Annotated in this window: 22 protein-coding genes; 9 read left to right on the top strand and 13 right to left on the bottom strand. The window is 68.6% G+C overall.

All coding sequences use genetic code 11. From position 1 onward, the window contains the following. Window positions 1-19: 19 nt before the first annotated feature. Both BKK79_RS03655 and BKK79_RS03660 read left to right on the top strand, forming a co-directional pair. On the top strand, window positions 20-751 hold the full coding sequence (locus BKK79_RS03655; protein WP_071012275.1) for a response regulator transcription factor: 732 nt from the start codon (window positions 20-22) through the stop codon (window positions 749-751). Then, complete coding sequence (locus tag BKK79_RS03660) at window positions 748-2253, top strand: sensor histidine kinase (protein WP_071037141.1); 1506 nt, start codon at window positions 748-750, stop codon at window positions 2251-2253. The genes BKK79_RS03655 and BKK79_RS03660 overlap by 4 nt, the downstream gene beginning before the upstream one ends. 183 nt (window positions 2254-2436) lie before the next feature. On the opposite strand, the gene BKK79_RS03665 is transcribed toward BKK79_RS03660, so the two are convergent. The 5 genes from BKK79_RS03665 to gtdA form a co-directional block, all read right to left on the bottom strand. Further along, complete coding sequence (locus tag BKK79_RS03665; RefSeq protein ID WP_071037142.1) at window positions 2437-3789, bottom strand: MFS transporter; 1353 nt, start codon at window positions 3787-3789, stop codon at window positions 2437-2439. 145 nt (window positions 3790-3934) lie between these two features. Beyond that, window positions 3935-5143 (bottom strand): 3-hydroxybenzoate 6-monooxygenase, encoded by a 1209-nt coding sequence (locus BKK79_RS03670; RefSeq protein WP_071037144.1) that lies wholly within the window; start codon window positions 5141-5143, stop codon window positions 3935-3937. Window positions 5144-5299: 156 nt separating this feature from the next. Further along, the gene (gene maiA, locus BKK79_RS03675) at window positions 5300-5950 is read right to left on the bottom strand and encodes a maleylacetoacetate isomerase (RefSeq protein ID WP_071037146.1); all 651 of its coding nucleotides are present in this window, start codon (window positions 5948-5950) and stop codon (window positions 5300-5302) included. Between the two features lie 102 nt (window positions 5951-6052). Next, window positions 6053-6751 carry a fumarylacetoacetate hydrolase family protein gene (locus BKK79_RS03680; RefSeq protein ID WP_071012261.1) on the bottom strand — a complete coding sequence of 233 codons (699 nt, stop codon included), beginning with the start codon at window positions 6749-6751 and terminating at the stop codon, window positions 6053-6055. 139 nt (window positions 6752-6890) lie between these two features. Then, a complete protein-coding gene (gene gtdA / locus BKK79_RS03685; RefSeq protein ID WP_071037147.1) occupies window positions 6891-7937 on the bottom strand; it encodes a gentisate 1,2-dioxygenase in 1047 nt (348 codons plus the stop codon). 179 nt (window positions 7938-8116) lie between these two features. Between gtdA and BKK79_RS03690 the strand changes: the two genes are divergently transcribed. After that, entirely contained in the window at window positions 8117-9055 is a 939-nt protein-coding gene (locus BKK79_RS03690) for a LysR substrate-binding domain-containing protein (RefSeq protein WP_071012258.1), read from the top strand. Window positions 9056-9205: 150 nt separating this feature from the next. Next, the gene (locus BKK79_RS03695; protein ID WP_157128383.1) at window positions 9206-9814 is read left to right on the top strand and encodes a hypothetical protein; all 609 of its coding nucleotides are present in this window, start codon (window positions 9206-9208) and stop codon (window positions 9812-9814) included. A gap of 332 nt (window positions 9815-10146) precedes the next feature. Here BKK79_RS03695 and BKK79_RS03700 read toward each other — a convergent pair whose 3' ends face one another. Beyond that, the gene (locus BKK79_RS03700; protein ID WP_335582911.1) at window positions 10147-11559 is read right to left on the bottom strand and encodes a sigma-54-dependent transcriptional regulator; all 1413 of its coding nucleotides are present in this window, start codon (window positions 11557-11559) and stop codon (window positions 10147-10149) included. 520 nt (window positions 11560-12079) lie between these two features. Here BKK79_RS03700 and BKK79_RS03705 point away from each other — a divergent pair. Further along, window positions 12080-12442: a hypothetical protein gene (locus tag BKK79_RS03705; protein ID WP_071037152.1), complete on the top strand. Its 363-nt coding sequence runs from the start codon at window positions 12080-12082 to the stop codon at window positions 12440-12442. A 268-nt stretch (window positions 12443-12710) separates the two neighbouring features. Beyond that, complete coding sequence (locus BKK79_RS03710; RefSeq protein ID WP_071037154.1) at window positions 12711-13400, top strand: DUF4142 domain-containing protein; 690 nt, start codon at window positions 12711-12713, stop codon at window positions 13398-13400. Between the two features lie 13 nt (window positions 13401-13413). On the opposite strand, the gene BKK79_RS03715 is transcribed toward BKK79_RS03710, so the two are convergent. The 6 genes from BKK79_RS03715 to BKK79_RS03745 all read right to left on the bottom strand — a co-directional run bounded on the left by BKK79_RS03715 (window position 13414) and on the right by BKK79_RS03745 (window position 19429). Then, complete coding sequence (locus BKK79_RS03715; protein ID WP_071037155.1) at window positions 13414-14232, bottom strand: alpha/beta hydrolase family protein; 819 nt, start codon at window positions 14230-14232, stop codon at window positions 13414-13416. After that, window positions 14219-15358, bottom strand: a complete 1140-nt coding sequence (locus BKK79_RS03720) for a DUF3182 family protein (RefSeq protein WP_071037156.1) — start codon at window positions 15356-15358, stop codon at window positions 14219-14221. Before BKK79_RS03720 ends, BKK79_RS03715 begins: the two co-directional genes overlap by 14 nt. A gap of 480 nt (window positions 15359-15838) precedes the next feature. Beyond that, window positions 15839-16144: a hypothetical protein gene (locus BKK79_RS03725; protein WP_071037158.1), complete on the bottom strand. Its 306-nt coding sequence runs from the start codon at window positions 16142-16144 to the stop codon at window positions 15839-15841. Between the two features lie 864 nt (window positions 16145-17008). Further along, window positions 17009-17518, bottom strand: coding sequence for a DUF6496 domain-containing protein (locus tag BKK79_RS03735; RefSeq protein WP_071016260.1), 510 nt, complete (start codon window positions 17516-17518; stop codon window positions 17009-17011). A gap of 168 nt (window positions 17519-17686) precedes the next feature. Beyond that, window positions 17687-18028: a hypothetical protein gene (locus BKK79_RS03740; protein WP_157128384.1), complete on the bottom strand. Its 342-nt coding sequence runs from the start codon at window positions 18026-18028 to the stop codon at window positions 17687-17689. A 123-nt stretch (window positions 18029-18151) separates the two neighbouring features. Then, entirely contained in the window at window positions 18152-19429 is a 1278-nt protein-coding gene (locus tag BKK79_RS03745) for a polyhydroxyalkanoate depolymerase (RefSeq protein ID WP_071037164.1), read from the bottom strand. Between the two features lie 221 nt (window positions 19430-19650). Here BKK79_RS03745 and BKK79_RS03750 point away from each other — a divergent pair, with 221 nt between their 5' ends. The 3 genes from BKK79_RS03750 (at window position 19651) to BKK79_RS03760 (ending at window position 21056) form a co-directional block, all read left to right on the top strand. Continuing rightward, window positions 19651-19938: a hypothetical protein gene (locus BKK79_RS03750; protein WP_071037165.1), complete on the top strand. Its 288-nt coding sequence runs from the start codon at window positions 19651-19653 to the stop codon at window positions 19936-19938. 294 nt (window positions 19939-20232) lie between these two features. After that, a complete protein-coding gene (locus BKK79_RS03755) occupies window positions 20233-20628 on the top strand; it encodes a hypothetical protein (protein ID WP_071037167.1) in 396 nt (131 codons plus the stop codon). After that, window positions 20628-21056 (top strand): hypothetical protein, encoded by a 429-nt coding sequence (locus BKK79_RS03760; RefSeq protein WP_071012233.1) that lies wholly within the window; start codon window positions 20628-20630, stop codon window positions 21054-21056. The genes BKK79_RS03755 and BKK79_RS03760 overlap by 1 nt, the downstream gene beginning before the upstream one ends. A 94-nt stretch (window positions 21057-21150) precedes the next feature. Here BKK79_RS03760 and BKK79_RS03765 read toward each other — a convergent pair whose 3' ends face one another. Further along, on the bottom strand, window positions 21151-23613 hold the full coding sequence (locus BKK79_RS03765; RefSeq protein WP_071038415.1) for a TonB-dependent receptor: 2463 nt from the start codon (window positions 23611-23613) through the stop codon (window positions 21151-21153). Window positions 23614-23655: the final 42 nt, after the last annotated feature.

Here is a 23655-nt window from a genome sequence, read left to right on the forward strand (position 1 = left end):
CCGCCTCTCCCGCCCTGCCATGGAACAGCCCAGACGGATCCTGATCGTCGAAGACGACATCGACATCGCCAACGTGCTCAGCCTGCACCTGCGCGACGAGCGCTACACGGTGGTGCACAGCGCCGACGGCAACGAAGGACTGCGCCTGCTCGAGCAAGGCGGCTGGGACGCGCTGATCCTGGACCTGATGCTGCCCGGCGTCGACGGGCTGGAGATCTGCCGCCGCGCACGCGCGATGGCGCGCTACACGCCCATCATCATCACCAGCGCGCGTTCCGGCGAGGTGCACCGCATCCTCGGGCTGGAACTGGGCGCCGACGACTATCTCGCCAAGCCGTTCTCAGTGCTGGAACTGGTAGCGCGCGTCAAGGCGCTGCTGCGGCGCGTGGATGCCCTGGCCAGGGACTCGCGCATCGAGGCCGGCACCGTGGAGATCGGCGGCGTACGCATCGATCCGCTCACGCGCGAGGTCTCGGTCGACGGCACCCGCATCGAGCTGACGCCGCGCGAGTTCGACCTGCTGCACCACTTCGCGCGCCACCCCGGCAAGGCCTTCTCGCGCATGGACCTGCTCAATGCGGTGTGGGGCTACCAGCACGAAGGCTACGAGCACACGGTCAACACCCACATCAACCGGCTGCGCGCCAAGATCGAAGCCAATCCGGCCCAGCCGGCGCGCATCCTCACCGTATGGGGACGCGGCTACAAGTTCGTCGCGCCGGGCACGGACGACAGCGGGGAGACGCGATGAACCTGACCCTCTCGCAGCGGCTGTCGCTGGTCTTCTCGGTGCTGCTGCTGGCCTGCTGCGGCGCCTCGGCCTGGCTGCAGATCCGCTCCAGCGAGATGCATGAGAAAGAGGTCGTGCAGGACCTGTCGCGCGACATCGCCCGCCATATCGCGCAGAGCGCCTCGCTGATGGACGAGCACGGCCTGCGCCCGGACGCCGTGCGGCGCCTGTTCGGCCAGCTGATGGGCGTCAACCCCAGCACCGAGATCTACCTGCTCGACAATGAAGGCAATATCCGCGGCGATGACGCGCCGCCGGGACGGGTCAAGCGCACGCGCGTCGACCTGGAGCCGGTGCGCCGCTTCATCGCCGGCGAGCCGCTGCCCATCCTCGGCGACGATCCGCGCAGCACCGGCGCGCGCAAGGTGTTCAGCGCCGCGCCGCTGCAGCGCGGCGGACAGGCGCCCTCCGGCTACATCTACGTGGTCCTGCAGGGCGAGGCGCACGACCGCCTGGCCGCGCGCGTCGCCGCCAGCTCGGTGTTGCGCAACACCCTGTGGTCGATGGCCCTGGTCGCCCTGCTGGGCCTGGTGGCCGGCCTGATCGCCTTCGGCCTGATCACCCGTCCGCTGCGGCGGCTCGCCGAGGCCATGCGCCGCTTCGATGCCGACGGCACGCCCGACCTGCAGCCGCCCGTGGTGCCGCCCTCACCACCCTCGCCGCCCTCACCGCCCGCCGCGCAGCGCAGCCGCGACGAGATCGCGCTGCTGGAGACCACCTTCGCCCAGATGGCCGGCCGCATCGGCGAGCAATGGCGCGCCCTCACCCGCCAGGACCGCCAGCGGCGCGAGCTGATCGCCAATATCTCGCACGACCTGCGCACGCCGCTGACCTCGCTGCATGGCTACCTGGAAACCCTGTCGCTGAAGGCGGAAACCCTGGACGTGGCAGAGCGCCGCCGCTATCTGGCCATCGCGCTGGCGCAGAGCACCAAGGTCGGCAAGCTGGCGCAGGAACTGTTCGAGCTGGCACGCCTGGAGTCCGGCCACGTGCAGCCGGCGCTGGAAGATATCGCGCTGGTCGACATCGTGCAGGACGTGTTCCAGAAATTCGAACTGGCCGCGCGCGCGCGGGAGATCGCGCTGCGCGCCGAGATCCCGCCCCAGGTGCCCACCGTGCGCGGCGACGTCGGCATGATCGAGCGGGTCCTGACCAACCTGCTCGACAACGCCGTGCGCCACACCCCCGCAGGCGGCGCCATCGAACTGGCGCTCGCCGCCGCCGCCGGCGGCGTCGAGGTGACGGTCGCCGACACCGGCCCCGGCATCCCGGCGGCGCTGCGCCAGGACCTGTTCCAGCGCTCGCTGAGCGCTGACGGCCGCCGCGGCGGCGGCGGGCTTGGCCTGATGATCGTGCACCGCATGCTGCAGCTGCACGGCAGCACGATCCGCCTGGTCGAGCGCGCCGGTCACGGCGCGGTGTTCGTCTTCACCCTGCCGGCGCGCCCGGCGGCGCAACCTTAGCAGCGGGTGGTCGAGCCGCGCTGGAGGTTCGACGCCCCGGGATGCGCACGCTTGGCGCCAGGCGGCCCCACCACACCGTCATGGGCGATGATGAATCTGACTCATTGCGTCGCCGCGACAAGGCGAGGTCAACTGCATGCACACGCTGGCAGAACACGCCATCGGCGCCGACCTGCCCGCCGCTCAGCGCTCGGCACCGGCCGGGGCCAGGCCGCCGGCACGCGCGCGCCGGCGGCTCAGCACGCCCATCAGCGTCAGCGCCGCCGCCGCGATCACGGCGGGCACCGCCAGCGAGCTGAAGATGGCCTGGAAACCCAGGTTCATCGCCAGCATGCTGCCGCCCGCCATCGAGCCCAGCACCGAGCCGCAACGGCCGACCGCGTTGGACCAGCTCACGCCGGTGGCGCGGCTGCTGGTGGGGTAATAGGCCGCGGACAGCGCGTTGACGCCGACCTGCGAGCCGCTGACACAGAAGCCGACGCCGAAGATGGCGGCGGCCAGCATCCCGGTGGAAGCGGCCGAGGTGGCGCACAGCAGGATGAAGCCGGCGGCGCACAGGTAGGACAGGCCGAGCACGCGGTAGGGATCGAAGCGGTCCATCAGCCGGCCCAGCGCGATGGCGCCGACCGTGCCGCCGACCTGGAACATGGTCGTGACCAGGGCCGCGCGCTGCAGCGGCACGCCGATATTGGCCAGCAAGGTCGGCGTCCAGCTCGACACCAGGTAGACGATCAGCAGGCTGGCGAAGAAGGTGGCCCACAGCAGCAGAGTGCCGCCCAGCATGCCGCCGCGGAACAGCTCGCGCACCGGGGAGGCCGCGCTGGCGGCATCGGGCACGAAGCGATGCGAATCCGGCAGGGCCGGGTCGAGCCGGCGCGCGATGGCCAGCACCTGCGCCTGCGGGCGCTGGCGCGCCACCAGGAAGCGCAGCGACTCGGGCAGGCGCAGCGCCAGCACCGGCACCAGCAGCAGCGGCAGGATGCCGCCGAGCGCCAGCACGCCGCGCCAGCCGACCACCGGCAGCAGTTGGGCCGAGGCCAGGCCGCCCAGCGCCGAGCCGATGGTGAAGCCGCAGAACATCAGCGTGACCAGGCCCGAGCGGCGCTGGCGCGGGCAGTACTCCGAGGTCAGCGTGATGGCGTTGGGCATGGCGCCGCCGAGGCCGAGGCCGGTCAGGAAGCGCAGCACCACCAGGGCCTGCAGGTCGGGCGCCAGCATCGAGGCCAGGCTGGCCAGGCCGAAGAAGGCGGTGGTGGCCACCAGCAGCGTCTTGCGCCCGAAGCGGTCCGCCAGCGGGCCGAACACCAGCGCGCCCGTCATCAGGCCGAACAGGCCGGCGCCGAACAAGGGCGCCATCGCGGCCGCAGCCACGTGCCACTCGGCACGGATGGCCGGCGCCAGGAAGCCGATGGCCGCGGTATCGAAGCCGTCGATGGCGACCACCAGGAAGCAGAGGATCAGCAAGGTCCGCTGGAAGGCGGTGAAGGGACGTGCATCGATGAACGCCTCGATACGCGAAGGGGCATGGGTTGTCACGGTGTCTCCTGTTCGATCTTATGGTCTGGCGATGATCCGCCGCGCGTCCTGCCGGCCCGCTGTGGCGGGCCGTGCCGGATCGTCCTGGCAGCCGCCGGGGCGCCGCACGGCGCGGCGCCCCGGCAAGGGCTCCGGGTGAGGCGGTTCAGGTGGGAATGTCCTGCAGGCAGTCCTTGGCCTGCCAGCCGTGCAGCCACTGCAACGCGTCGTAGAACTGCTCCTGCGTGCGGCCGGTCCACAGCGAATTGCGCACCAGCCGGTCGACGCCCTTGGCGTGGTAGATACGGCCCATTTCGCGCGCCGAGTACAGCACGCGCGCGGTGCGCGGGATGCGCGCCGCCTCGTACAGCCGGAATGCGGCCGCGAAGTCACCGCCGCATTCCCGCACCGCGGAGCCCAGCGTGACGGCATCTTCCAGGGCCTGGCAGGCGCCCTGGGCCAGGTACTGCGTCATCGGATGCGCAGCGTCGCCGAGCAGGGTGGCGCGGCCGAAGCTCCATTGCGGCACCGGATCGCGGTCCGCGGTGGCCCAGCGGCGCCAGGAAGTCGGGCGGTCCAGCATCTGGTGCGGCAGCGGATGGATGTCCTCGAAGTAGGACAGCACTTCCTCCTTGCTGCCGTCGCGCACGCCCCACGTCTCCTGCTCGCGGCTGTGGAAGGTGACGACCAGGTTGTACTGGCGCCCGCCGCGCAGCGGGTAGTGCACCAGGTGGCAATGCGGTCCGGCCCACACCACCGGCGCGTTGATCTGCAGGTCCTTCGGCATGTTCTCGACCTCGACCACCGCGCGGTAGACCACGTGGCCGGTCACGGTCGGCTCGTCGCCGATCAGTGCGGCGCGGATCGCCGACTTGACGCCGTCGCAGCCGATCACCGCGTCGGCCCGGTAGCGTTCGCCGTGCTGGTCGATCACGGTGACGCCGCCATCGTCCTGTTCGAGCGCCCCCACCTGCGTATTGGTGCGGAACTGGATCAGGGGGTTGTCCTGCACCGCTTCGAGGATCGACAGGTGGATGTCGGCGCGATGGATCACCGCGTACGGATTGCCGAAGCGCTCGCGATAGCGCGCGCCGGTCTCGATGCGCGCGACTTGCTTGGCGTTGGTGGCATCCATCAGCGTCAGCGAATCGGTGAAGACCGCGCGGTTGCGCGCGGCCTCGCCCGCGCCGAGCGCGTCGAGCGCGTTGAAGGCATTGGCGCCGAGCTGGATGCCGGCGCCGATCTCGCCGATCTGCGCGGCCTGCTCCAGCAGCAACACCTGGACGTCCTCGCGCGCCAGCGCGAGTGCCGCGGCCAGGCCGCCGATGCCGCCGCCGACGACGATCACGCGGCGCGATGAGGTGGATGTGTTCATGCAATGTCTCCTGGACTGCCTGGTTCGTTCACGGCACGCGGCACGCGGCGTGCGGCGCGCGGTTGCCGTCATGCCGTGTTCATGCCGTGTTCATGCCGTGTTCATGCCGTGTTCATGCCGTGTTCATGCCGTGTTCATGCCGTGTTCATGCCGTGTTCATGCCGTGTAGTCGGGCTGGCGCCGGGGCTCGGCCGCGACGAAGGCGGGATGCTCGCTGGCGTGGCGGTACACCGCGAGGCTGCGTGGGAAGGCGTCCAGGTCGCAGCCCATGCGCAGGGCATTGGCGATCTGCGGCACCAGGCAGCAGTCCGCCAGCGTGGGCTGCGCGCCGAAGCACCACGGCCCGCCGTAGGCTTCGGCAGCCTGCGCCAGCAGGCGCTCGACGCCGGCCATGCCCTCGGCGATCCAGTGCCGGTACCAGGCGTCCTTCTGCTCCGGCGTGACCTTCAGCACGTCCTGCAGGTACTTCAGGATACGCAGGTTGTTGACCGGATGGATATCGCAGCCGATCAGGGTGGACAGCTCCAGCACGCGCGCCCGCAGGCCGGCGTCGGCCGGGAGCAGGCGCGGCTCGGGATAGCGCGCGTCCAGCCAGTCGATGATCGCCAGCGACTGCCCCAGGTGGAAATCGCCGTCCACGATGGCAGGCACCGAGGCGGAGGGGTTGACCTGGTTCACATACTGCTTGTCACGATGTCCGCCCGTGCGGATGTTGACGCCCAGATACTCGTGTTCGACGCCCTTGAGCCGCAGCGCGATGCGCACGCGGTACGAGGTCGAACTGTTGAAGAAGCTGTAAAGCTGCACGGTGGATTTCCTTGCGGGTACGTCGAATGCATGGGAGGCGAGGAAGGCACCGCAGCATCGCCGCCTCAGCGGTCGGCCGTGCTGCGGCGCCCGGTCCGCGTCTCAGACGATCTTCACGTTCAGTTCGCCCAGGCGCTCGACACCGACCCGGATGGTGTCGCCTGCCTTGACCGCGCCGACCCCTTCCGGCGTGCCGGTGAAGATCACGTCGCCCGGCTCGAGGCGGAAGAACTTCGACAGGTAGGCCACGGTTTCGGCCACCGACCAGATCAGGTGCGACACGTCGCTCTTCTGCCGGGTCTCGCCGTTCACATCCAGCCACACGCCGGCCTGCTCGAAATGGCCGACCACGCTGGCCGGGTGGATGGGGCCGAGCGGGGCGGACAGGTCGAAGGCCTTGCCGATCTCCCACGGACGGCCCATCTCGCGCATCTTCATCTGCAGGTCGCGGCGCGTCATGTCGAGGCCGACCGCATAGCCCCACACGTAGTCGAGCGCCTGTGCCTCCGGGATATCCGCGCCGCTCTTGCCGATCACCGCCACCAGTTCGGCTTCATAGTGGTAGTTCTGCGTCTGCGCCGGGTACGGCAGCGCGAGCGTCTCGCCGTAGGCGACCGGCACGATGGCGTTGTCGGGCTTGCAGAAGAAGAACGGCGGCTCGCGGTCGGGGTCGAAGCCCATCTCGCGGGCGTGGGCGGCGTAGTTGCGGCCGACGCAGTAGACGCGGCGGACCGCGAACTGGTCATCGCTGCCGGCGACGGGGATGGCGACCGGTGCTTCGGGCGGGAAAACGAATGCCATGATATGGACTCTTTCAGTCGGGTTGCTGGAGGCGAGCGCCGGCCACGGCCCTGGCCGTGGCGCAGGAGCTCGCTGTGTGTCGGATCGGAGAAAACGTACTGCCGCGGCAGGCCCGCGTGGGCGCGGGGCCGCCGGGGCGTCAGTCGCGCGCTTCGCGCAGCAGGTTCAGCGCCGCCAGCACGGGCCGGTCGGAATAGCTGAACAGCACCGCGTCGCTGTCGGCCTCGAGCCGCACCGGCTGCCACGACGGCGCGACGAAGACGTCGTGCGGATCGAAGGCGAAGGTGTGCGCGCCGATGCTGGCCCGGCCCTGCCCTTCCACCACGCAGTAGACGGTGGAATCCGTGCTGCGGTAGCTCCTGCCATGGAAGCCCTTGGGCAGGAACTGCATGAAGGTGGCCATGGTGGGCATCGGCCAGCCACCGGTGGTCGGATTCACGTAGCGCAGCTTGACCCCGTCCCACTGGTCGAGGTCGCCGTGGCGGTAGAGCGTATCGAGCGCTTCGCGGCTGCGGGCATACGGATAGCTGACGACCGGCGAGGTCGGGTCGGTGCTGGCATGGCGCACCGGCATCATGTTGTGGCCGAAGCGCGCGAAGCTGTCGCCCTCCGGCCGCGTGACCGGCTGCATGGCCTCCGGATAGTTCTCGGCGAAGCCGGCGTCGAGCTGGCGCAGCAGGGGGATATCGAGGCCGTCCAGCCACACCACCGGCTCGCCGCCCTCGTCCACCGAAGGATTGCCGTGGTCATGCCAGGTCCACGACGGCGTGATGATGAAGTCGCCGGGATGCATGGTGGTGCGCTCGCCGTCGACGGCGGTCCAGGCCCCCTTGCCCTCGACGATGAAACGCAGCGCCGACTGGGTGTGCCGGTGGCTGGGCGCGACCTCGCCCGGCAGGATCAGCTGCAGGCCGCCATACAGGTTGGGGGTCAGGCTCGACTTGCCGGGCAGGCCGGGATTCTCCAGCACGAGGACACGGCGGATCGCCTCCTCCGCGCTGATCACGCGCCCCGCCTCCATCACCAGTTCGCGCAACTGCGCGTACTTCCAGATGGCGGGCACCGCCTGCGGCTGCGGCGCCTTCGGCACCAGGCTGTGCAGCGATTCCCACAGCGGCGACATGCTATGGCGCGCGATGTGCTCGTAGTAGGCTGCGCGGGCGGACGCTTGCGCGGAGTCGGACATACGGGTCTCCTGTCTCTCTTGATGGCCCGGCGCGAAGGCCGGTGCGGCTGCGGGCCGCATGGCCCGGACCGCTTCGTTCGTGGTCGGGATGGCTGTATTTATAGGGCGGCGAGCTATACCATGTAAAATCACGAATTCTTCTCATTCATACGATTTCTCGTATATCTGGACGAACGCAGATGACCACCGACTGGACCCACCGCCTGCGGCTGCGCCATCTGCAGATGCTGCTCTCCGTCGGCCAGACCGGCAACCTGAGCCAGTCCGCCGAGGCGCTCAATACGACACAGCCGGCCCTCTCCAAATGGTTGAAGGACCTGGAAGAGGACATCGGCCTGCCGCTGTTCGAGCGGCACGCGCGCGGCCTGCGCCCCACCCCCTACGGCATGGCGCTGATCGAGCATGCCAGGCGCATCGAAGGCCATCTCGACAGCGCGCGCGACGACATGCTGGCGCTGCGCGATGGCGGCAGCGGACTGGTATCGATCGGCACCTCGGGCGTCTCGGCCGCCGACACCGTGCCGATGGCGGTGGCCCGCCTGGTGCGGCAGATGCCGCGCGCGCAGGTGCGCCTGGTCGAGAGCACCATGAACCAGCTGATGCCTGCGCTGGTGCGCGGCGAGATCGACGTGGTGGTGGGCCGCGCCGCCAACGCCCAGCTCGACCCGGGGCTGGAGACCGAAACGCTGTATCGCGATCCGGTCAACTTCGTGGTGGGCCTGCAGCATCCGCTGGCGCAGCGCACCGCGGTCGACTGGAACGACCTGTTCCGCTACCCGTGGATCGTGTGGCCGCCGGGCACGCCGGTGCGCACCGCGCTGGAATCGGCGCTGGCCAGCGCCGGGCAGGCCATGCCGCAGCATTGCGTCGAGTCCAATTCGGCCATGCTGAATGTCACGCTGCTCAACCAGGCGGACCTGATCGGCGTCGCCTCGCACCGCGCCGCGGCGCGCTTCGAGCGCCTGAACGTGCTGCGCGTGCTGGCCATGCCGATGCCACTCGGCAGTTCCGGCGCGGTGGCGATGTACTGGCGGCCGGACAGCGTCAGCCGCCAGGCCGTGGCGCTGGCGCTCGACTGCCTGCGGGCCAGCGCCAATCCAGCGGCGGAAGCGGGCTAGTGTCCTCAATCACAGCTTGGTTGATGAAGCCAGCCCTAAGCCCGTCGATGGGCCGCGCGATGCCTCGCCACGAAGGCGCGCAAGGCTCCGGCCTGGCTGCGTCAGCGCATTGCCGCCCGGTCGTCATCCGCCTCGCTGGGCCGCGCCATCATGTCGTTCAAGGCCGGGATCAGCTTGCGCGGTTCGCGCGGCCCGCGACGGCACCGCCAGCATTCCATCCCGGCGCACGCGCAGCCGTCATACCAGGCATGCGCAATGGTCGGCCTGCGCGCGCCAGCACTGCCCATGCCCGACCGCGAACAACACAAGGAGCCGAAGCTTGACGGCATCAGCCAGAGACCAGGCGCGTGCGCGCGCCAGCACCCTTGCCCGGACCGCATGCCGATGCGCCCGCTGATCCTGGCCTGCCTGGCCGTGAGCGCCGGCTGGATCCTCACGCCCGCGGCTGCCATCCTGGCGCGCCACCAGGCTGGCCCCTGGCCGGCCATCGCCGCGATGCTCGGCCTGCTCACCCTCCTTGGATCCGGCTGGCTCGTCGTACGGCTGCTGCGCACCGGCGCCCCGCCCCCGCTCAGCGCCGACGAACGCGCACTGCTCGCCGCCGCCTTGCGGCTGCCGGATGTCCTGCGGCAGGTCGACGGCAGGCTGGTCAACGACCACGGCAAGCGCGGGCGCGAAGCGGCGGAACAAGCGTTGGTGGAACTGGTGCGCCTGGCGCAGCAGGCAAGGGACGGCGCAAGCGAGCGCGCGGCGCGGTGAGCGTGGCGGGCGCTGCCACAAGAAGGCGGCCGCCTGCGACCGGCCTCGCGCGCGGCGCATGCACGGATTCGACCGTGCTGGCGAGCCGGGCCTCCGGCTGCCGGCGCATGCTGGATCGCAAGGGCGTGCGCACCATGGTCGCACCCGTAGGCTCACGATATCCTGGCCCACTGAATCCCAGGGTTCGGTCGGTGCCTGCCATGCCATGCGGGCGCATCGCATCGCTGCAAAGGCTCGCCATCGCGCGATGGCTGTGCTTCGCGCCTGGCGCTGATTCCCGCAGGCCATGTCTTTCACCTCCCCATTCAATGATTCAGCAATGATTCAGCGGACTAGCTGTCCGGCCCGCGCCGGGCACAGCCCTCCTGCAGCCAGGACGGCAGCTCGCCGCGCGCCCGGTAGTACTCCAGGCGGTTGTAAAGCGTCTTGAGGCTGACCCCGAGCATGCTGGCCGTATGGTTCTTCACGCCTTTGCAGGCCGCCAGGGTGGCAAAGATCAATTGCATCTCCGCCTCGGCAATCGAGCACCCGATGCGAAAGGAGACCGTGGAGCGATCGCGGGGCGACGGCGCGGCGCAAGGGGGAGGCAGCGTGATCTCATCCACGACGTCACGGTCCGCCATGATGTAGGCACGTTGCACGACATTGCGCAGCTCCCTGACGTTGCCGGGCCAGGCATGGCGGCGCAGGGCGTCCAGCGCGGCGCTACCGAACCGCCTGTGGCTGCCATAGCGGCTGTTGAGCTGCTCCAGCACCGCCTCCGCAAGCATCACCACATCGTCGCCGCGCTCGCGCAGCGGCGGCATCATGATGGGGAAGACGCTCAACCGATGGAACAGGTCGGCACGCAGCCTGTTCTCCGCGATGGCTTGGCAGGGATCCCGGTTCGTCGCGGAAATGATGCGAACGTTCGCGCGGTACTCCTGCTGCCCGCCCACTCGCATATAGGTGCCGGACTCCAGCGTGCGCAGCAGCTTGACCTGCAGCTCGGCCGGCATTTCGGTGATCTCATCCAGGAACAGGGTTCCTCCCTCTGCCTGGGCGAAGTAGCCATCATGCCGCCGATTCGCACCGGTAAAGCTCCCCCGCTCGTGGCCGAAGAACTCACTCTCCAGCAGCAGCGGCGAAATGGCAGCGCAATTGACCGCCAGGAACGGCGCGCCGCGCTGCAGCGAGAGCTCGTGCAGGGTCCGGGCGACCAATTCCTTGCCGGTGCCGCTCTCTCCGATCAGCAGCACGCTGACATCGGTCGGCGCGACGCGGCGCATGGTTTCGTACATGCGCAGCATGGCTTCCGAGGTGCCCACCATGGAGCCGAAGCCCGCCTGCCACGCCTGCTCCGGCGCGGCCGCCGGACTGTCTGCGCATCGCGCCGGCCGCGGCTTGCCGGCAATCCTGGCGAGCAGTGTCCGCAGGTAGCACAGGTCGATCGGCTTGACCAGGTAGTCAGCCACGCCGAAACGCATGGCATCGATCGCCGTCTCGACATCCGCGTAGCCGGTGGTGACGATGACGTCGGCGCACGCCCTGTCGATCTTGGAGATGAGTTCGAGCCCGCTGCCATCGGGAAGCTGCAGATCCGCCAACAACGCGTCCGGCATCTTGCGCTCGATGTGCACGGCCGCGTCGCGCAATGACCCAGTGCTGGCGACGGAGAGCCCTTCGTCCGTCACAACCTGCTCGAGCACCTCGCGCGTCGCTTCGTCGTCGTCCACGATCAGGACATGAGCCATCGAATGAGCCATCGCTATCACCCCATTTACCGGGCCACCTGGCCCGGACGTCGGCAATACAGAACCGCCTGGGGAAACCCTGGCTGTGCGCCTTCGTTGCCACGGATGGGAAACATGGGCTTTCGGCCCGGTGTGTAATCTTTACTGGGAAGCTTAGGAAATTTTCCTGCCGAAGACTGTCCGCCTGTGTCCGACGCTCCGTCGCCCTGCATGCTCCTTTCGTTTCCTCTTTCGTTTCCTCTCAGGAGATCGGCACACCGCGGGGGCATCACCGGTGATGCGGGGCGGAGATCCCGTCCGGCGAGGATATTCAAGGAAGCCACCGCACGCGCGACCGCGTGGCTGCCTGTTCCCTGCACCGGCAACGATCCGGAGCGGAATGCGGGGGGAGGCGATCGGCGGCTCCAAGCCGCAGGCGTTTGGCGCCCCCCCCCGCCGCCGGCTATCGACGCGGGCTGCCGGCAATACGAGGAACAGGCACGTGATATGCAGCCCCCCTTTCATCGGCGACTCCCGCGCAGAGGAGGATCTCATGCAACGCAAACCTGCCTTCGCCAGCCTGCTGGCTATCGGTCTCTGCACCATGATCGCCGGCGCGGGCGCCCAGAGCCTGGTGCCGATGGCCGCACCGGCCTTCTCCTTGGTCGACCGCGACGCGCATTCGGGTGACCCCGCCAGCGCGATCCCATGCGGCGACCACGCCAGCGCAGCGGCCCGCCCCTGGGAAAGCCTGGAGCACAGCGGCGCGCCGAATCGCGGCGCGAATGGACTGCGCGGCCAGGATCCCCGCAAGGTCCCCCCCTATTCCACCTGGGAGCCCGGCATGGCCCTGCACGGAGCCGCCGCCAGGACCGCCGGTGGCGCCGGCGCGGACACCGGGGCATCGGAACAGTGATCACCTTGCCCCACCGACCTTTCCCTGTTGACCGAGATCGAGGAGCGGATGACGAGCCTCCCGTCCCGCGTCCGACTCTCCGGCTGCGCCGCCCTGTGCGCCATCGCGGCGGGCGCTTGTCGCCACGAAGCGGACGCATGGACGCGAGCCGCCGGCCGGAGAACAAGCCCGCTGGACACAGCGCTCCCGCGAAGGCCCCAGCACCTCCCGGCGCGCCGGCTCCGACCGACCGATCTCCCGTCCCACGCTGGAGCCGAGGAGTCTCCCCATGCTTCGCAAGACCATCGTTCCCATCTCTCTACGCTCTCTGCTGGTGCTGTGCGCCGTGACGCCGCCGCTATGCCTCGCCCCGGCGGGCGCCGGCGAGCGGCTGGCGCAGGATACTGCCCGGCCGCCGGCGGCCGCCGATCCCTCCGCCCCCGCGCCGCCGCAGACCGCGCCGCCGGACACCTTCGGCGGCCTGCCCGACGATCATCAGCACCGCCCCGGCGGCAGGAGTCCGCCCGACACCGCCCTGACGACCAATGACCTGCGCTTCCTCGACGAAGCCGTGCTCTCACTCCAGCTGCAGCGCGTGGCAGCACGGCTCGCACGGAATCGGGCACGCGATGCCGGCCTGAAGGAACTGAGCGCGCGCACGGAGCGCAGCTATACGCAGGCTCAGGCCGAACTGGAGGCACTGGCCAAGGCAGCGGGCGTCGAACCGGCGGAACGGATTCCCGAAGCGGCGGAAGCCGCGCGGCTGCGCACCGTACCGCCCGATAAGTTCGACGGCATCTACCTGCAGACCGTCTGCATCGAAGCACAAGCCCAATACCTGACCCTGCTGCGCGACCAGGCTTCGCGCGGCCGCACTCCTGGCCTGCGCGCCTACGCCGCGCGCTGGCGGCCGCGCGTACTGGAACTGCTGGAGGCCGCAGGCGCCGTCAAGCGCCGCCTCGGTGCAGGCGAAGCCTAGTCGACTGCCTCAACTAGGCCGGCTCCGCTGCGCGCTGCAGCAGCTTGGTGGCGGCAACCGGATCGTTCGGCCTCGCACCGGGCGACACAGGCCCCGAACGGGCCCCGGTGACCATTTCCCGCAGCCAGTTCATCAACAGCGTGCTGTAGGCACGCTGGGCCTCTTCTTCGGTCAGCCCGTGATCCGCGCCGCGGATGGTGCGGTAGGTAATGGACTCCGCGCGCGAGAAGGCATCGACGTAGGACGTGACCACCGTGTGCGGCACGATCATGTCGAGCTCGGAGCCGATCACCAGCACATCGCCCTCGAACGCCGCGCAGGCGCGCAGCGCCCGGTTGCTCTGCGCCGGCACCACCGTGCGCCGGTAGGCCACCAGGTCCTGGGTCCGGTGCAGTTCGCGCTTGGGCAGCTCCCAGCCGCTGTCCATATAGAGTGCGGGCGCGCGCAGTCCCAGCCAGCGCACCGGCCGCATCTCGCTCAACAGGGCGGCGAGATAGCCACCATAGCTACTGCCGATCACGGCGATGGCACGCTTGTCGACCATCGGCTGGCTGGTAAGAAGGTCATAGGCCGCAAGCAGATCTTCCAGGTTGCGCTCGCGATTGACCGTCTCGTAGAGCGAACGGGTCGCAGCATGGCCGGTCAGGTCGAAGGTCAGGCACACACAGCCAAGGCCGGCGACCTTGCGCGCCCGAGCAAGATACTGCTCCTGGCTTCCACCCCAGCCATGCACGAACAGAACACCCGGCATTTCCGTCGCCGGTGCGATCAACGTGCCGGCGATGGTGCCGCTGCCAGCGCGGATCTCCACCGGTCTTTCATGCGCTGCCATCGTCAGCCATCCCGTCAGCCTCGTCCACCGCATCCGCAAGCAGGATGGCGTACTTGGCCATCACGCCCTGCTCACGGTCCTCTCCCTCGAACAGCAGTCGCGCGTGCGCCGGCAGCGCGACCGCGCCGTATCGTTCGCGCGTGGCCACTGCCGCGACCTGCCGGGCGGGGCTCCTGCGGAACGCGTCCAGCGCCAGGATCTCGGCGCCGCTGGCACCGCCTGCGCGCCAGGACTGTTCCAGCACGCCCAGCAGGCGCCCGCACTCCGGCGCCTCACCGAGCGCCACGTCATAGTTGCTGCGCGACACCCATGATCCCGGGAAGCAGTCGAGTGCGGCCGAGTGATAGGCGACCGCCGCGCGCACCACATCCGGCGGCGCCCGGCGGGCGCCGAGCGCCAGCAGGCGCTCGAAGCCACCGCGCACCACCGTCAGGGTGGAGCCGCCATAGGCGCGCTCGCCCCGGTTGTCGCGCGTCCACGACTGCACGCCGCAATAGCTGGCAGTAATCTCGCCGACGCTGAACTGTCCCACGCTGAAGGTCTGCACCCGCTCGAGATTCCGTTCGAGCACCAGGCCCTCCGCAGCCAGGCGGGACGAGCCGTCCGCTTCCTGCGCATCCAGCAAGGCCTCCAGTTCCGCCAGGCTGCGTACCACTCCCTGGCCCCGGCCGCCATCGCTGCCCGCCTCCTTGACGCGAACGGAACCATTGCGCAGCAGGCGCCCCGCCGCGATCCGCGCGTCGCGCCTGGAGAACGCGGTGTAGCCCGGCAGGACCACGTTCCGAAGCCGCCGCGCCAGCGCGGGCACCCATCCCGGCGGCGCGGCCGCGTCGGCGGACACCAAGCCGTGCGTGATGGCCTTGGTCGCTACGAAAGGGAAAGGCACCACGCCGCCGAACAGGTCGGCGCTGGAGCGGATGCCAAGCCGGCTGGCCGACTCCATCCCCACCACGGTCTGCAGAGGCAGCAGGTAGACATCGCGCCCGCGCGCCGCCTCGCTCCACACGCCGCCGAACTCATAGCCCATTGCCTCGGCCAACAGGCAGCCGAGGTTGTAGAGCGTGACTTCGCGATGGCCGCCCCGGCCCCCGAGCGCGCCGGAATGGATCAGCAGCGTCTTCGCCATGGCATGGCCGGTCCTGGGCAAATCGGGTTGCCGGCGGGGCACGTCATCTCCAGCGCATCGTCTACGCTCTGCCGGCAGGCCGCGCCCTGCGTGGCCGTTCCGGCCTGCGCGTCCGCCCGGGCCGGAACGGCCGCCACGGCGTGCGGTGCGCCGAGTGCTTTCCTTCGGCCTGCTGTCGCCATCTTGTCCTCGCTGCTCGGCCACGCCATCCGGTAGACCAGCAAAGACGCAACGTTCAGGCCAGCAGGCCGGCCGAGCCGCACGTGCCGACAAGGCGCACGACGGCTGGCCGGCTACGGAAAAAGCTTCCGGGATCGGTAAGAATTACATGTCGGCGGCAGGCACTGCAGGACCCGGATCGCCAAGGGCCGTCTCCAGGGCCCCTGGCTCCGGGAATCCCCATCGGCCTCGATTTCTCATGATGGCGGCGACCTGAACGGCACGCCCCCGGCAGGAGGCCGCTTCGTCGCAAAGACAGCGCTAGCCTATCCGCTGGCAGTGGATGAGATTCGTCATTTCGGACTGGTCGACCTCAACCACATCATCCAGTTCAATCCCTTGGGCAACCACGGCCGGCACGCCTTCCCGACCGATGGAGAGGATGGTGCCGCGCCAGCAGGCGGGGCCGACCGGACCATGCAGACGGATGCAGTATTCGACGCCGCCGTCGATGGAGAACACACTGACGAAATCGCCCGCGCTCGGCTGCAGCGACCGTGTGTCGGCCACGCGGGTCGGAATGAAAATCGGCCGATGTGAAGCGCCCCTGACAAAAATGGCGATCATCGATGTCTCCTGTCATTCTTTGTGGCGTTCAGCATAAACGCGGCATCGTGAACCATGCGTGACCGCTGCCCGTCCGGAATCCATCCAATCTGGCAGGCCAGGTTCTTTCGCCATCGCATGCTCCGTCCCCCGCCGCAGCCAGGATCCGCAGCACCTGGCCCGTGAACCGGTGAGGAAGCGGGAACGGATCTTGCGCGCCCCGGGGTTCCGCCGACGAGCCGTCCGCAGCCTCGAAGATTGGAGAACGCGATGCCAGCAGTGCAACACCCGGGCAGGGCCAGGCCCTGCGTTGCCGATGTCATGACGCGGAGCCGGCCTACCTGGGCACTGTGGACCCGGTGCGGCTTGCGGCACGGATGATGGCAAAGCAGCGCGTCGGCGCGATTCCGGTCCGCGACGGTCGCAGGCTGGTCGGCGTGCTGACCGACCGCGACGTCACCGCGCGCTGCCATGTCCGAGGGACGGTACCGGTGCAGCGGATCCGATCCGATCGAATTGGCCAGACAGAAGAGGGAGAGTGCCCAGGTACGCCGGCTTCTGGTCATCGATGCCGACCATCATTTCGCCGGCATCCTGTCGCCGGGCGAGCTGGCGACCCGGCTCGACGAGGGCACGGACTGCGGGCATACGCTGGCGTGCATTTCCTCGCCGTCGGCGCCGGCCCATCCGTCCACGGCGTCATTCGCAATGTCCCCGCGATCGACCGCGCCGCCAGCGCCGTGCGCGTGGTTGCAAAGGCTGGCCATCGCCGTGCTGCGGCCATGCTGCGCGCCTGGCCTGCGCCCCGGATGCACCGCCGCCCGGGTGCGCTTTCTCCATGGAATGCGTTGACTCAGCGATACAGCCGGCCAGCCTTTCAGGCAGCTATCCTCTCGCCGCGCGAGTACGCGCAGCCTTGCGGGCCGCCTCGGAACGGCCCGCCGCGCCCTTGGTCTTGGCAGCCTTCTTGGCGGATGCGGATCGATCGGCAGCAGTACGGCTGCCGGCCGCACGCTTGGCCTGGGCGGACAGCGCGCGATGCGAGACCCCGGCCGTGCCCTCCTGTTTGAGCACCTCGGTAGCCACCCTGCTGCGCTTGGCCTTGCTTTCCGAACTGGCGCGTCGCGGCGCCGCCTTACCGGCGTCTTTGCCGGCGTCTTTGCCGGCGGACTTGGAAGTTGCCGGGCCGGCCCCCTTCTTCGGCGGGACGTCAATGCCGGCGCGGCGCGCCTCCGACAAGCCGATCGCGATCGCCTGCTTGGCAGAGCGCACGCCATGCTTGCCTTTGCGCACGGCCTCGATTTCGTCGCGAACGAAATGACCGGCCTGGGTGCTCGGCGCCTTGCCCGCCCGCTTGTCAACCTTTGCGCGCGCTATGCTGGATGCTCTGGGCATGATGGTCTCCATGTGGCCGCGGCCCTCCGGCAACATGACGTGCCCTGTCCGCAGCGAAGATCCAGGCCTGCCGGCTGCAGGCGGGATCGGGAAATTCGAAGAAAAATGCCGTGCCCTGCCGTACCGGTCCTCGCGCGACGAGCGCGGCAATGCCGACCGTGCGGGACTTCAGCGGTGTATGCCTCCCTTGTTGCCGCCCTTGTGGCCTGCCTTGTTGCCTGCCTTGTTGCCGCCCTTGTGGCGCGCCGGCGGCCGCTCGCTGCCAGGCTGCAGGTGCCAGTCCACTTCGTCACGCCCGGTCTGGGTCCGGCGTACGGGATGCATGGCCGGACTGGTAGAGACCGGGTCGCTGGCGGGAAATGTCATCTCGAGGGCGTCGTCGACGGATTCCTGGTAGGTCGATCTCTTGTCACCGGCTTGCGCGTCGGTCTGCGAGCGGGCGCGCTGTCCTCCCGGGCGCCTGGGCTCGGCCTGCTGCCCGTCCGGTGTCTTCTTGCGGCTTGCTGTCATCGCCTGGTCCTCCATGGCTTTGGTCTGTCACCGTTCCGACGCAAGGTGCGCGCCAGCGCGAACCGGCGCGAAGGCAGCGGCGCGCTGCGCCGCGTCGGGCAAGTCTGCGCGGCCTTGCATCCATTACATGTGCGCGGCCGGCAGGCATGCGTACCGATAAATCAGCGCGCGGACGCGCGGATAGATCCAGGTGCGCCACTTGGTACCGGAAAAGATGCCATAGTGGCCGCAGCCGCTGGCAGTCAGGTCATGTTTCCGGGAGGCGCCGATACCCGCGCACAGATCGAGTGCTGCGCGGGTCTGGCTCGGGCTGCAGATGTCGTCGTGCTCGCCCTCCACCGTAATCAATGCACTGTCGCGGATATCGCAGGGACGCACCGACTCGCCGCCGATGCACCAGGTGCCGCGCGCCAGCCGGCACTCCTGAAAAACGATCTGCACCGTCTCCAGGAAATACTCGGCAGGCATGTCGAGCATGGCGTTGTAGTCGTCATAGAAGGATCGATGCCTGCGAGCCCTGTCGGCATTGCCTGCGACCATGTCGAAGTAGAAGTCCAGGTGCGATCGCAGGTGAAGCTCCGGGTGCATCGCGATGAATGCCATCTGCTGGCGGAAACCCGGACAGACCCTGCGGCCGGCGCCGGGATAGCAGGCCGGCACGGTGTCGATCATTTCGCGCGCGAACCACGCGAGCGGCTGGCTTGCCGCCAGTTCGCCGACCGTCGTGGGCTCGCACCTGGCGTCGATCGGGCCGCCGATCAGCGTAATGCTTTGCGGCGTGGATTGACCACGACTCGCCCGCAAGGACACGGCGGCGAGCGCCGGCACGGTCGATTGGCACACCGCGACGATGTGGAACTTCGTCCCGAGGTAGTCGATGAACTCCTGCAGGTAGGCGACATAGTCGTCCAGGTGAAAGACGCCGTCCGCGAGCGGAACCTCGCGGGCATCGCGCCAGTCGGTGAGATAGACATCGAAGTCGGGCAGCATCGTCCGCACCGTGTCGCGCAACAGCGTGGCGTGGTGGCCGGACAGCGGTGCGACGAGCAGAACGACGGGCTGTCCGAGGCAAGCCGCGCGCTCGAAATGCAGAAGGCGGCAGAACGCCTTGTCCAGCACGACCGACTCCGAGACCGCTATGCGATGCCCGTCGATCGAGGTCCGGGTCAAGCCGAATTGCGGCCTGGGATAGCCTTGGCAAAGGCGCGCCAACAATTGGCAGCCGGCCGCGAGGTAGCGGCCAGGCGTGAACGGCAGCGCGTTCCCGTTGGCCTCCAGCCAGCCTGCATTGGCCTGCAGCCAGGGAAGGAACGACGCCCGGGCCGTACTGTGCAGCTCATATAGCTGATACAAAGCAGTTCCCCTGTCCAGCCACCCTGACTCCAGGGTAGGGTGCCGCATCCCATCCTTTGAGTCGGCAATGGATGGAATGCGCGCCGGGGATTGACTGTTTCCCTTGTAGGAATACCCCTACAGAGACCGGGGCAAAAAGAGGCCGGAACGCGAAGTCCCGGCACCCCGATCATCTGCGCAGTGAATCTAAGCAGTGCGTCGCGGCAGCATCGGGTGTGACCGCCACGCCTCCCTCGACAATCACTTGCCGATCATCGCGCAGATCATGGTTGACGGCCGCCCTGCTGGCCCTGCTGGCCCTGCCGGCCGCCCCGGTCTTGCTGGCCCTGCCCTTGGTCTTGGCCGCCCATCTGGCCGCCACCCTGCGTCTGGCCTTGCTTCCTGTCGCGTTGTCCGGTCTGCGACTCTTCATGCTTCTGGCCCGGCTGCCCACTCGATTGCGATTGACCCGGTTGCTGTTGCTGTCCCATTTCAGTCTCCATTGCATCCATCATGCGGCGGACTGCCGCATCAGGTCAGCCGCAAGCAGCGTGCCAACCTCAGGCCGGGAACGATGACCCATGCCCATGGAGCGACCCGCGCAATGACAAGGTGCTCGTCGCCGGATGTCGTGCCCCATGCTGCCACCTGTCGCGGCGAGAGCGTTGACAAGCAGCGCGACGAGAACCCGGCGCGCATGAGGGATGGCAAGACCGCACATGAGACCGGCAGGACCGGAATGCCGGCCCGGCGCCACGCTGAAACCCATGCATTCCGGACAGGGCGCGGGCGGCCCCGGAGGCCGGCAGTCACCTAGACTGTAGATACGGTAATCGATCAGCCAGGGGCAGGACGCCCTGGCATTCCTGTCGATGTTTGTATTTCAGGCTCCGCTAGTCGGCGACAACGTCAGCGACACGATCCAGTTCGAAGGCTGGGACAATGACACGAACTGCCGCTTGTGCGCGCGTTACCGGGAAGATGTCATCGAAGTGACCGCAATGGACTTCTTCGACGCCTTGTGCCGGATACGGGAGACACTCGGGCGCGATGGATTCCACCCTCTCTGTTCCGGCGCGAGCCTCGACGTGTACCCCACGGGATCCACTCGCAGGCGGAGCCGGGGCTTGCTTGCTTACCATCTCACCATGGGCAGGGCGATCACGGAATTCGATCTGGTGCTGGTCTTCGATGGCCTGGCCGTGATTCCCGCCACCGTGCCGGAGCAGCGCGACTACTACGATCAATGGCTTCAATCCGTTCCCTGATGACCGTCGGTCTCGACGTACCCACATCAGGCATCGTCGAGGTGCCGCTTGGGGGTGGCCAAGACGGTGAAACGATCCAGTTCAGAATCGGCGAGGAATTCGGCGCTTGTCGCCTGCGCGCAAGCTACCGTCAACAGTTCATCGACACGATGGGACCGGATTTCTTTGCGGCACTCTGCCAGGTGCGCGACATCATGGCATTGTCCGGCTTGCATCCGATCTGCTATGGCGCGAGCCTGGACGTCTATTGCATCGACTCCATCCGGCGGACGGGCAAGGGGCTGACGGCCTACCAGCTGACGATGGGGCTGGAACCAGGAGAGACGGACATGGTCGGGATCTTCGCCTATGGCCCCGATGTCTGCCCGTCGACCGTGGTAGACCAGAAGCGGCACTATCAATCCTGGCTCGAGAGCCTGCCGGCATAAGCATGAAGCATGCGTCGCGGCGAGTCGGCGCGTGAGCACGCCGATTCGATCGCGTCATCGCGGCCATGGATGATGGCCGCAGCCTGCCCTGCGGCTACCAGCGGTGCTGGTAGCTCGCGGTCAGCGTGATGCCAGCCGACGGAAGATGGCTGGTGTTGTTGCTGTTGCGCAGCAACTGGCTGTACAGCGGATAGTAGTCACGGTTGAACAGGTTCTGGATGCCCACCGTGACCGTGTCCTTGCGGCCGATCTGATAACGGCTGATCAGGTCGACGGTGGTGTAGCTGCCGACCTCGCGCCGGCCGAAGCTGTCGACGCCGTTCAGCCGGTAATCATGGCTGGCGAAGAAGGTCGCCTGCAGGCGGTTGCTCCACTGCGGCAGCGGGCGGTACTGCAGGTAGGCGGTCAGCTTGAGCGGAGGAATTCGGTAGCCGCTCATCTGCTGGCTGCTCCCGCCCTGCGGTGTTTCCCGGCCTTGCATCCACGTCGCGGTACCACCCGCGCCCCAGCGCTCGTCATCGGACAGGTAGTCGGCGGCGGCTTCCACGCCGACGATGCGCTCGGCGGTACGGGTCAGGATCAGGCCATTGTTGAAGCTCTGCACGTCGCCGAGCTCCGAGGTGGTGTAGAACACCGCCAGCGAGGCCAGCGTATTGCCGAAGGCGCCGCGCCAGCCCAGCTCGTAGTTGTTCGTCTTGACCGGCTGCAGGTCCGACGGACCGATGTCGAACCCGGCGCGCGCATTGCGCACCTGCAGGCCGATATCGGGAAGGCTGAAGCCCTGGCTGAAGGCGGCATAGAACTCGTGGCCCTTGGCCGGCTTGTAGGCCACGCCGATATTGCCCAGCACGGCGCTGTAGTCCACGGCGCTGCCGCCGACGGTGGCGGGATTGGCCAGCCGCGATTGCGAGAGCGGTACGAAATCGTTGAAGCTGGCACGGGCGTACTGGTAGCGCAGGCCGCCCTCGGCCGACCACTGCTCGTCGAACTTGTGCTGCAGCTGGGCGAAGCCGCCCAGGCTGCGCGTGGTGATGGGCGGCATGTAGGTGAGCGTGCCGGTCTTGTTGAAGACGCGCCCGCCGCTGGCGTCATAGGCCTTGGCATCGAAGATGTCGATCGGCATGTCGCTGCGCTCCTGCTCGAAGTCCATGCCCCAGACCACGCGCGTACGCTTGTCGCTGCCCAGTGGCGTCTTCACCGTCAGGCGGCTGCCGAACACCTGCGAATTCTGCATGGTCTGGTCGACATTGCCGCCACGCGTCGACACGCTGCGCGCATCGAAAGGCGTGAAGCGGCTGAAGTAGTCGCGGTAGTAGAACTGGGTCGACAGCGTGCTGCCGAACAGGTCGCGGTGCTCATACTCCAGGTTGACGAGGGTATTGCGGATCTGGTTCTGCTCCGCCAGTTGCAGGCCGCCGATGGCGCGCGCCGGCACGCTTCCCGGCGCCAGCCTGGCCACGCCCGGATCCGGGGCGAAGCGGGTGTCCTGGTCGGCATTGAAGTGGCTGACCGCGATCTGCACACGCTGCTCCGGCGCCAGGCGCAGGCCGAGCTTGCCGCCGATGTTGTAGTTGCCCGACTGGAACAGGTCGCCCTGGCTCGGCTCCGGCGCAAGGCGCCGGCCGCGCGCATCATAGCTGCTGCCGGTGCGGCGCGCACCGACATCGAAAGCGTAATCGACGATGCCCTCGCTGCCGGAAAAGTGCTGCTGCAGGTTGACGCTCAGGCCATCGGCACGCAAGCGCGTCAATGGCGAGCCGAGCGACAGGGTGGTATCGGCCTGCGGCGGCCCGCCCCCCGGGCGCGTGGTGATGGAGACGATGCCACCGGTCGCGCCGCCACCATAGATGGCACTGCTGCCGCGCAAGACCTCGACCCGCTCCACCAGGGCCGGGTCGATATTGGCAAGATTGCGCGCCGAATCGCGGTTGGTGTTCAACGGCACCCCGTCCAGCAGCACCAGCATGCCGCGCCCGCGCAGCGTCTGCCCGTAGTCGGTGATGGTATGGCTGGAATCGGCCATCCCCGGGATAACCTTGGCCAGCACGGTGGCCAGGCTGTCCGACCCGGTCTTCAGTTCCTCCAGTTCCGCGCGCTCGATCACGGTCACCTGGCGGGTGGGACGCACCAGGTCGCTGGAGGTGCGCGAGGCGGTCACCTCCACGGGTGCCAGCATGGTGCCCGGGTCGACTGGACCCGCAGCAGCAGCAGCAGCAGCAGCAGGCGGCGCGACAGCGTCCGCCGCGGCGCCGGCCTGCGCCGCAGGCTGCAGCACGAAGCCGTGGCTGCCGCTGCGCTGGTAGCGGATGCCGCTGCCTTGGAGCAGGACCGCGAGCGCCTCCTCCGGCGGCATGCTGCCGCGTACCGCGGGGGCCTGCCTTCCGGCCACCAGGGCGGGGGCAAAGAAGAGCTGGATGGAAGTCTGGCGGCCTAGCTGGGCCAGGGCATCGGCCAGCGGCTGGGCGCGGATATCGATCGCCACGGCCGCCTTGCGATCGGCCTCCGCGAGCGCAGGCGCCGCCACGGCGCCAAGGAGGGTGGCGGCCACGGCGGCCATGGTGCCGCGGCGGGCGCCGGGAAAGATGGGTTGGAACGGTGT

Source organism: Cupriavidus sp. USMAA2-4 (assembly GCF_001854305.1).
Lineage (GTDB): Bacteria > Pseudomonadota > Gammaproteobacteria > Burkholderiales > Burkholderiaceae > Cupriavidus > Cupriavidus malaysiensis.

What these genes read in the sequence shown, in the direction of transcription:
- BKK79_RS03655 (WP_071012275.1), top strand. Translation starts at nt 20, where the DNA reads ATGGAACAGCCCAGACGGATCCTGATCGTCGAAGACGACATCGACATC.
- BKK79_RS03660 (WP_071037141.1), top strand. Translation starts at nt 748, where the DNA reads ATGAACCTGACCCTCTCGCAGCGGCTGTCGCTGGTCTTCTCGGTGCTG.
- BKK79_RS03670 (WP_071037144.1), bottom strand. Translation starts at nt 5,143, where the DNA reads ATGAACACATCCACCTCATCGCGCCGCGTGATCGTCGTCGGCGGCGGC.
- BKK79_RS03680 (WP_071012261.1), bottom strand. Translation starts at nt 6,751, where the DNA reads ATGGCATTCGTTTTCCCGCCCGAAGCACCGGTCGCCATCCCCGTCGCC.
- gtdA (WP_071037147.1), bottom strand. Translation starts at nt 7,937, where the DNA reads ATGTCCGACTCCGCGCAAGCGTCCGCCCGCGCAGCCTACTACGAGCAC.
- BKK79_RS03690 (WP_071012258.1), top strand. Translation starts at nt 8,117, where the DNA reads ATGACCACCGACTGGACCCACCGCCTGCGGCTGCGCCATCTGCAGATG.
- BKK79_RS03695 (WP_157128383.1), top strand. Translation starts at nt 9,206, where the DNA reads ATGTCGTTCAAGGCCGGGATCAGCTTGCGCGGTTCGCGCGGCCCGCGA.
- BKK79_RS03700 (WP_335582911.1), bottom strand. Translation starts at nt 11,559, where the DNA reads ATGGCTCATTCGATGGCTCATGTCCTGATCGTGGACGACGACGAAGCG.
- BKK79_RS03705 (WP_071037152.1), top strand. Translation starts at nt 12,080, where the DNA reads ATGCAACGCAAACCTGCCTTCGCCAGCCTGCTGGCTATCGGTCTCTGC.
- BKK79_RS03710 (WP_071037154.1), top strand. Translation starts at nt 12,711, where the DNA reads ATGCTTCGCAAGACCATCGTTCCCATCTCTCTACGCTCTCTGCTGGTG.
- BKK79_RS03715 (WP_071037155.1), bottom strand. Translation starts at nt 14,232, where the DNA reads ATGGCAGCGCATGAAAGACCGGTGGAGATCCGCGCTGGCAGCGGCACC.
- BKK79_RS03720 (WP_071037156.1), bottom strand. Translation starts at nt 15,358, where the DNA reads ATGGCGAAGACGCTGCTGATCCATTCCGGCGCGCTCGGGGGCCGGGGC.
- BKK79_RS03725 (WP_071037158.1), bottom strand. Translation starts at nt 16,144, where the DNA reads ATGATCGCCATTTTTGTCAGGGGCGCTTCACATCGGCCGATTTTCATT.
- BKK79_RS03735 (WP_071016260.1), bottom strand. Translation starts at nt 17,518, where the DNA reads ATGCCCAGAGCATCCAGCATAGCGCGCGCAAAGGTTGACAAGCGGGCG.
- BKK79_RS03740 (WP_157128384.1), bottom strand. Translation starts at nt 18,028, where the DNA reads ATGACAGCAAGCCGCAAGAAGACACCGGACGGGCAGCAGGCCGAGCCC.
- BKK79_RS03745 (WP_071037164.1), bottom strand. Translation starts at nt 19,429, where the DNA reads ATGCGGCACCCTACCCTGGAGTCAGGGTGGCTGGACAGGGGAACTGCT.
- BKK79_RS03755 (WP_071037167.1), top strand. Translation starts at nt 20,233, where the DNA reads ATGTTTGTATTTCAGGCTCCGCTAGTCGGCGACAACGTCAGCGACACG.
- BKK79_RS03760 (WP_071012233.1), top strand. Translation starts at nt 20,628, where the DNA reads ATGACCGTCGGTCTCGACGTACCCACATCAGGCATCGTCGAGGTGCCG.
- BKK79_RS03765 (WP_071038415.1), bottom strand. Translation starts at nt 23,613, where the DNA reads ATGGCCGCCGTGGCCGCCACCCTCCTTGGCGCCGTGGCGGCGCCTGCG.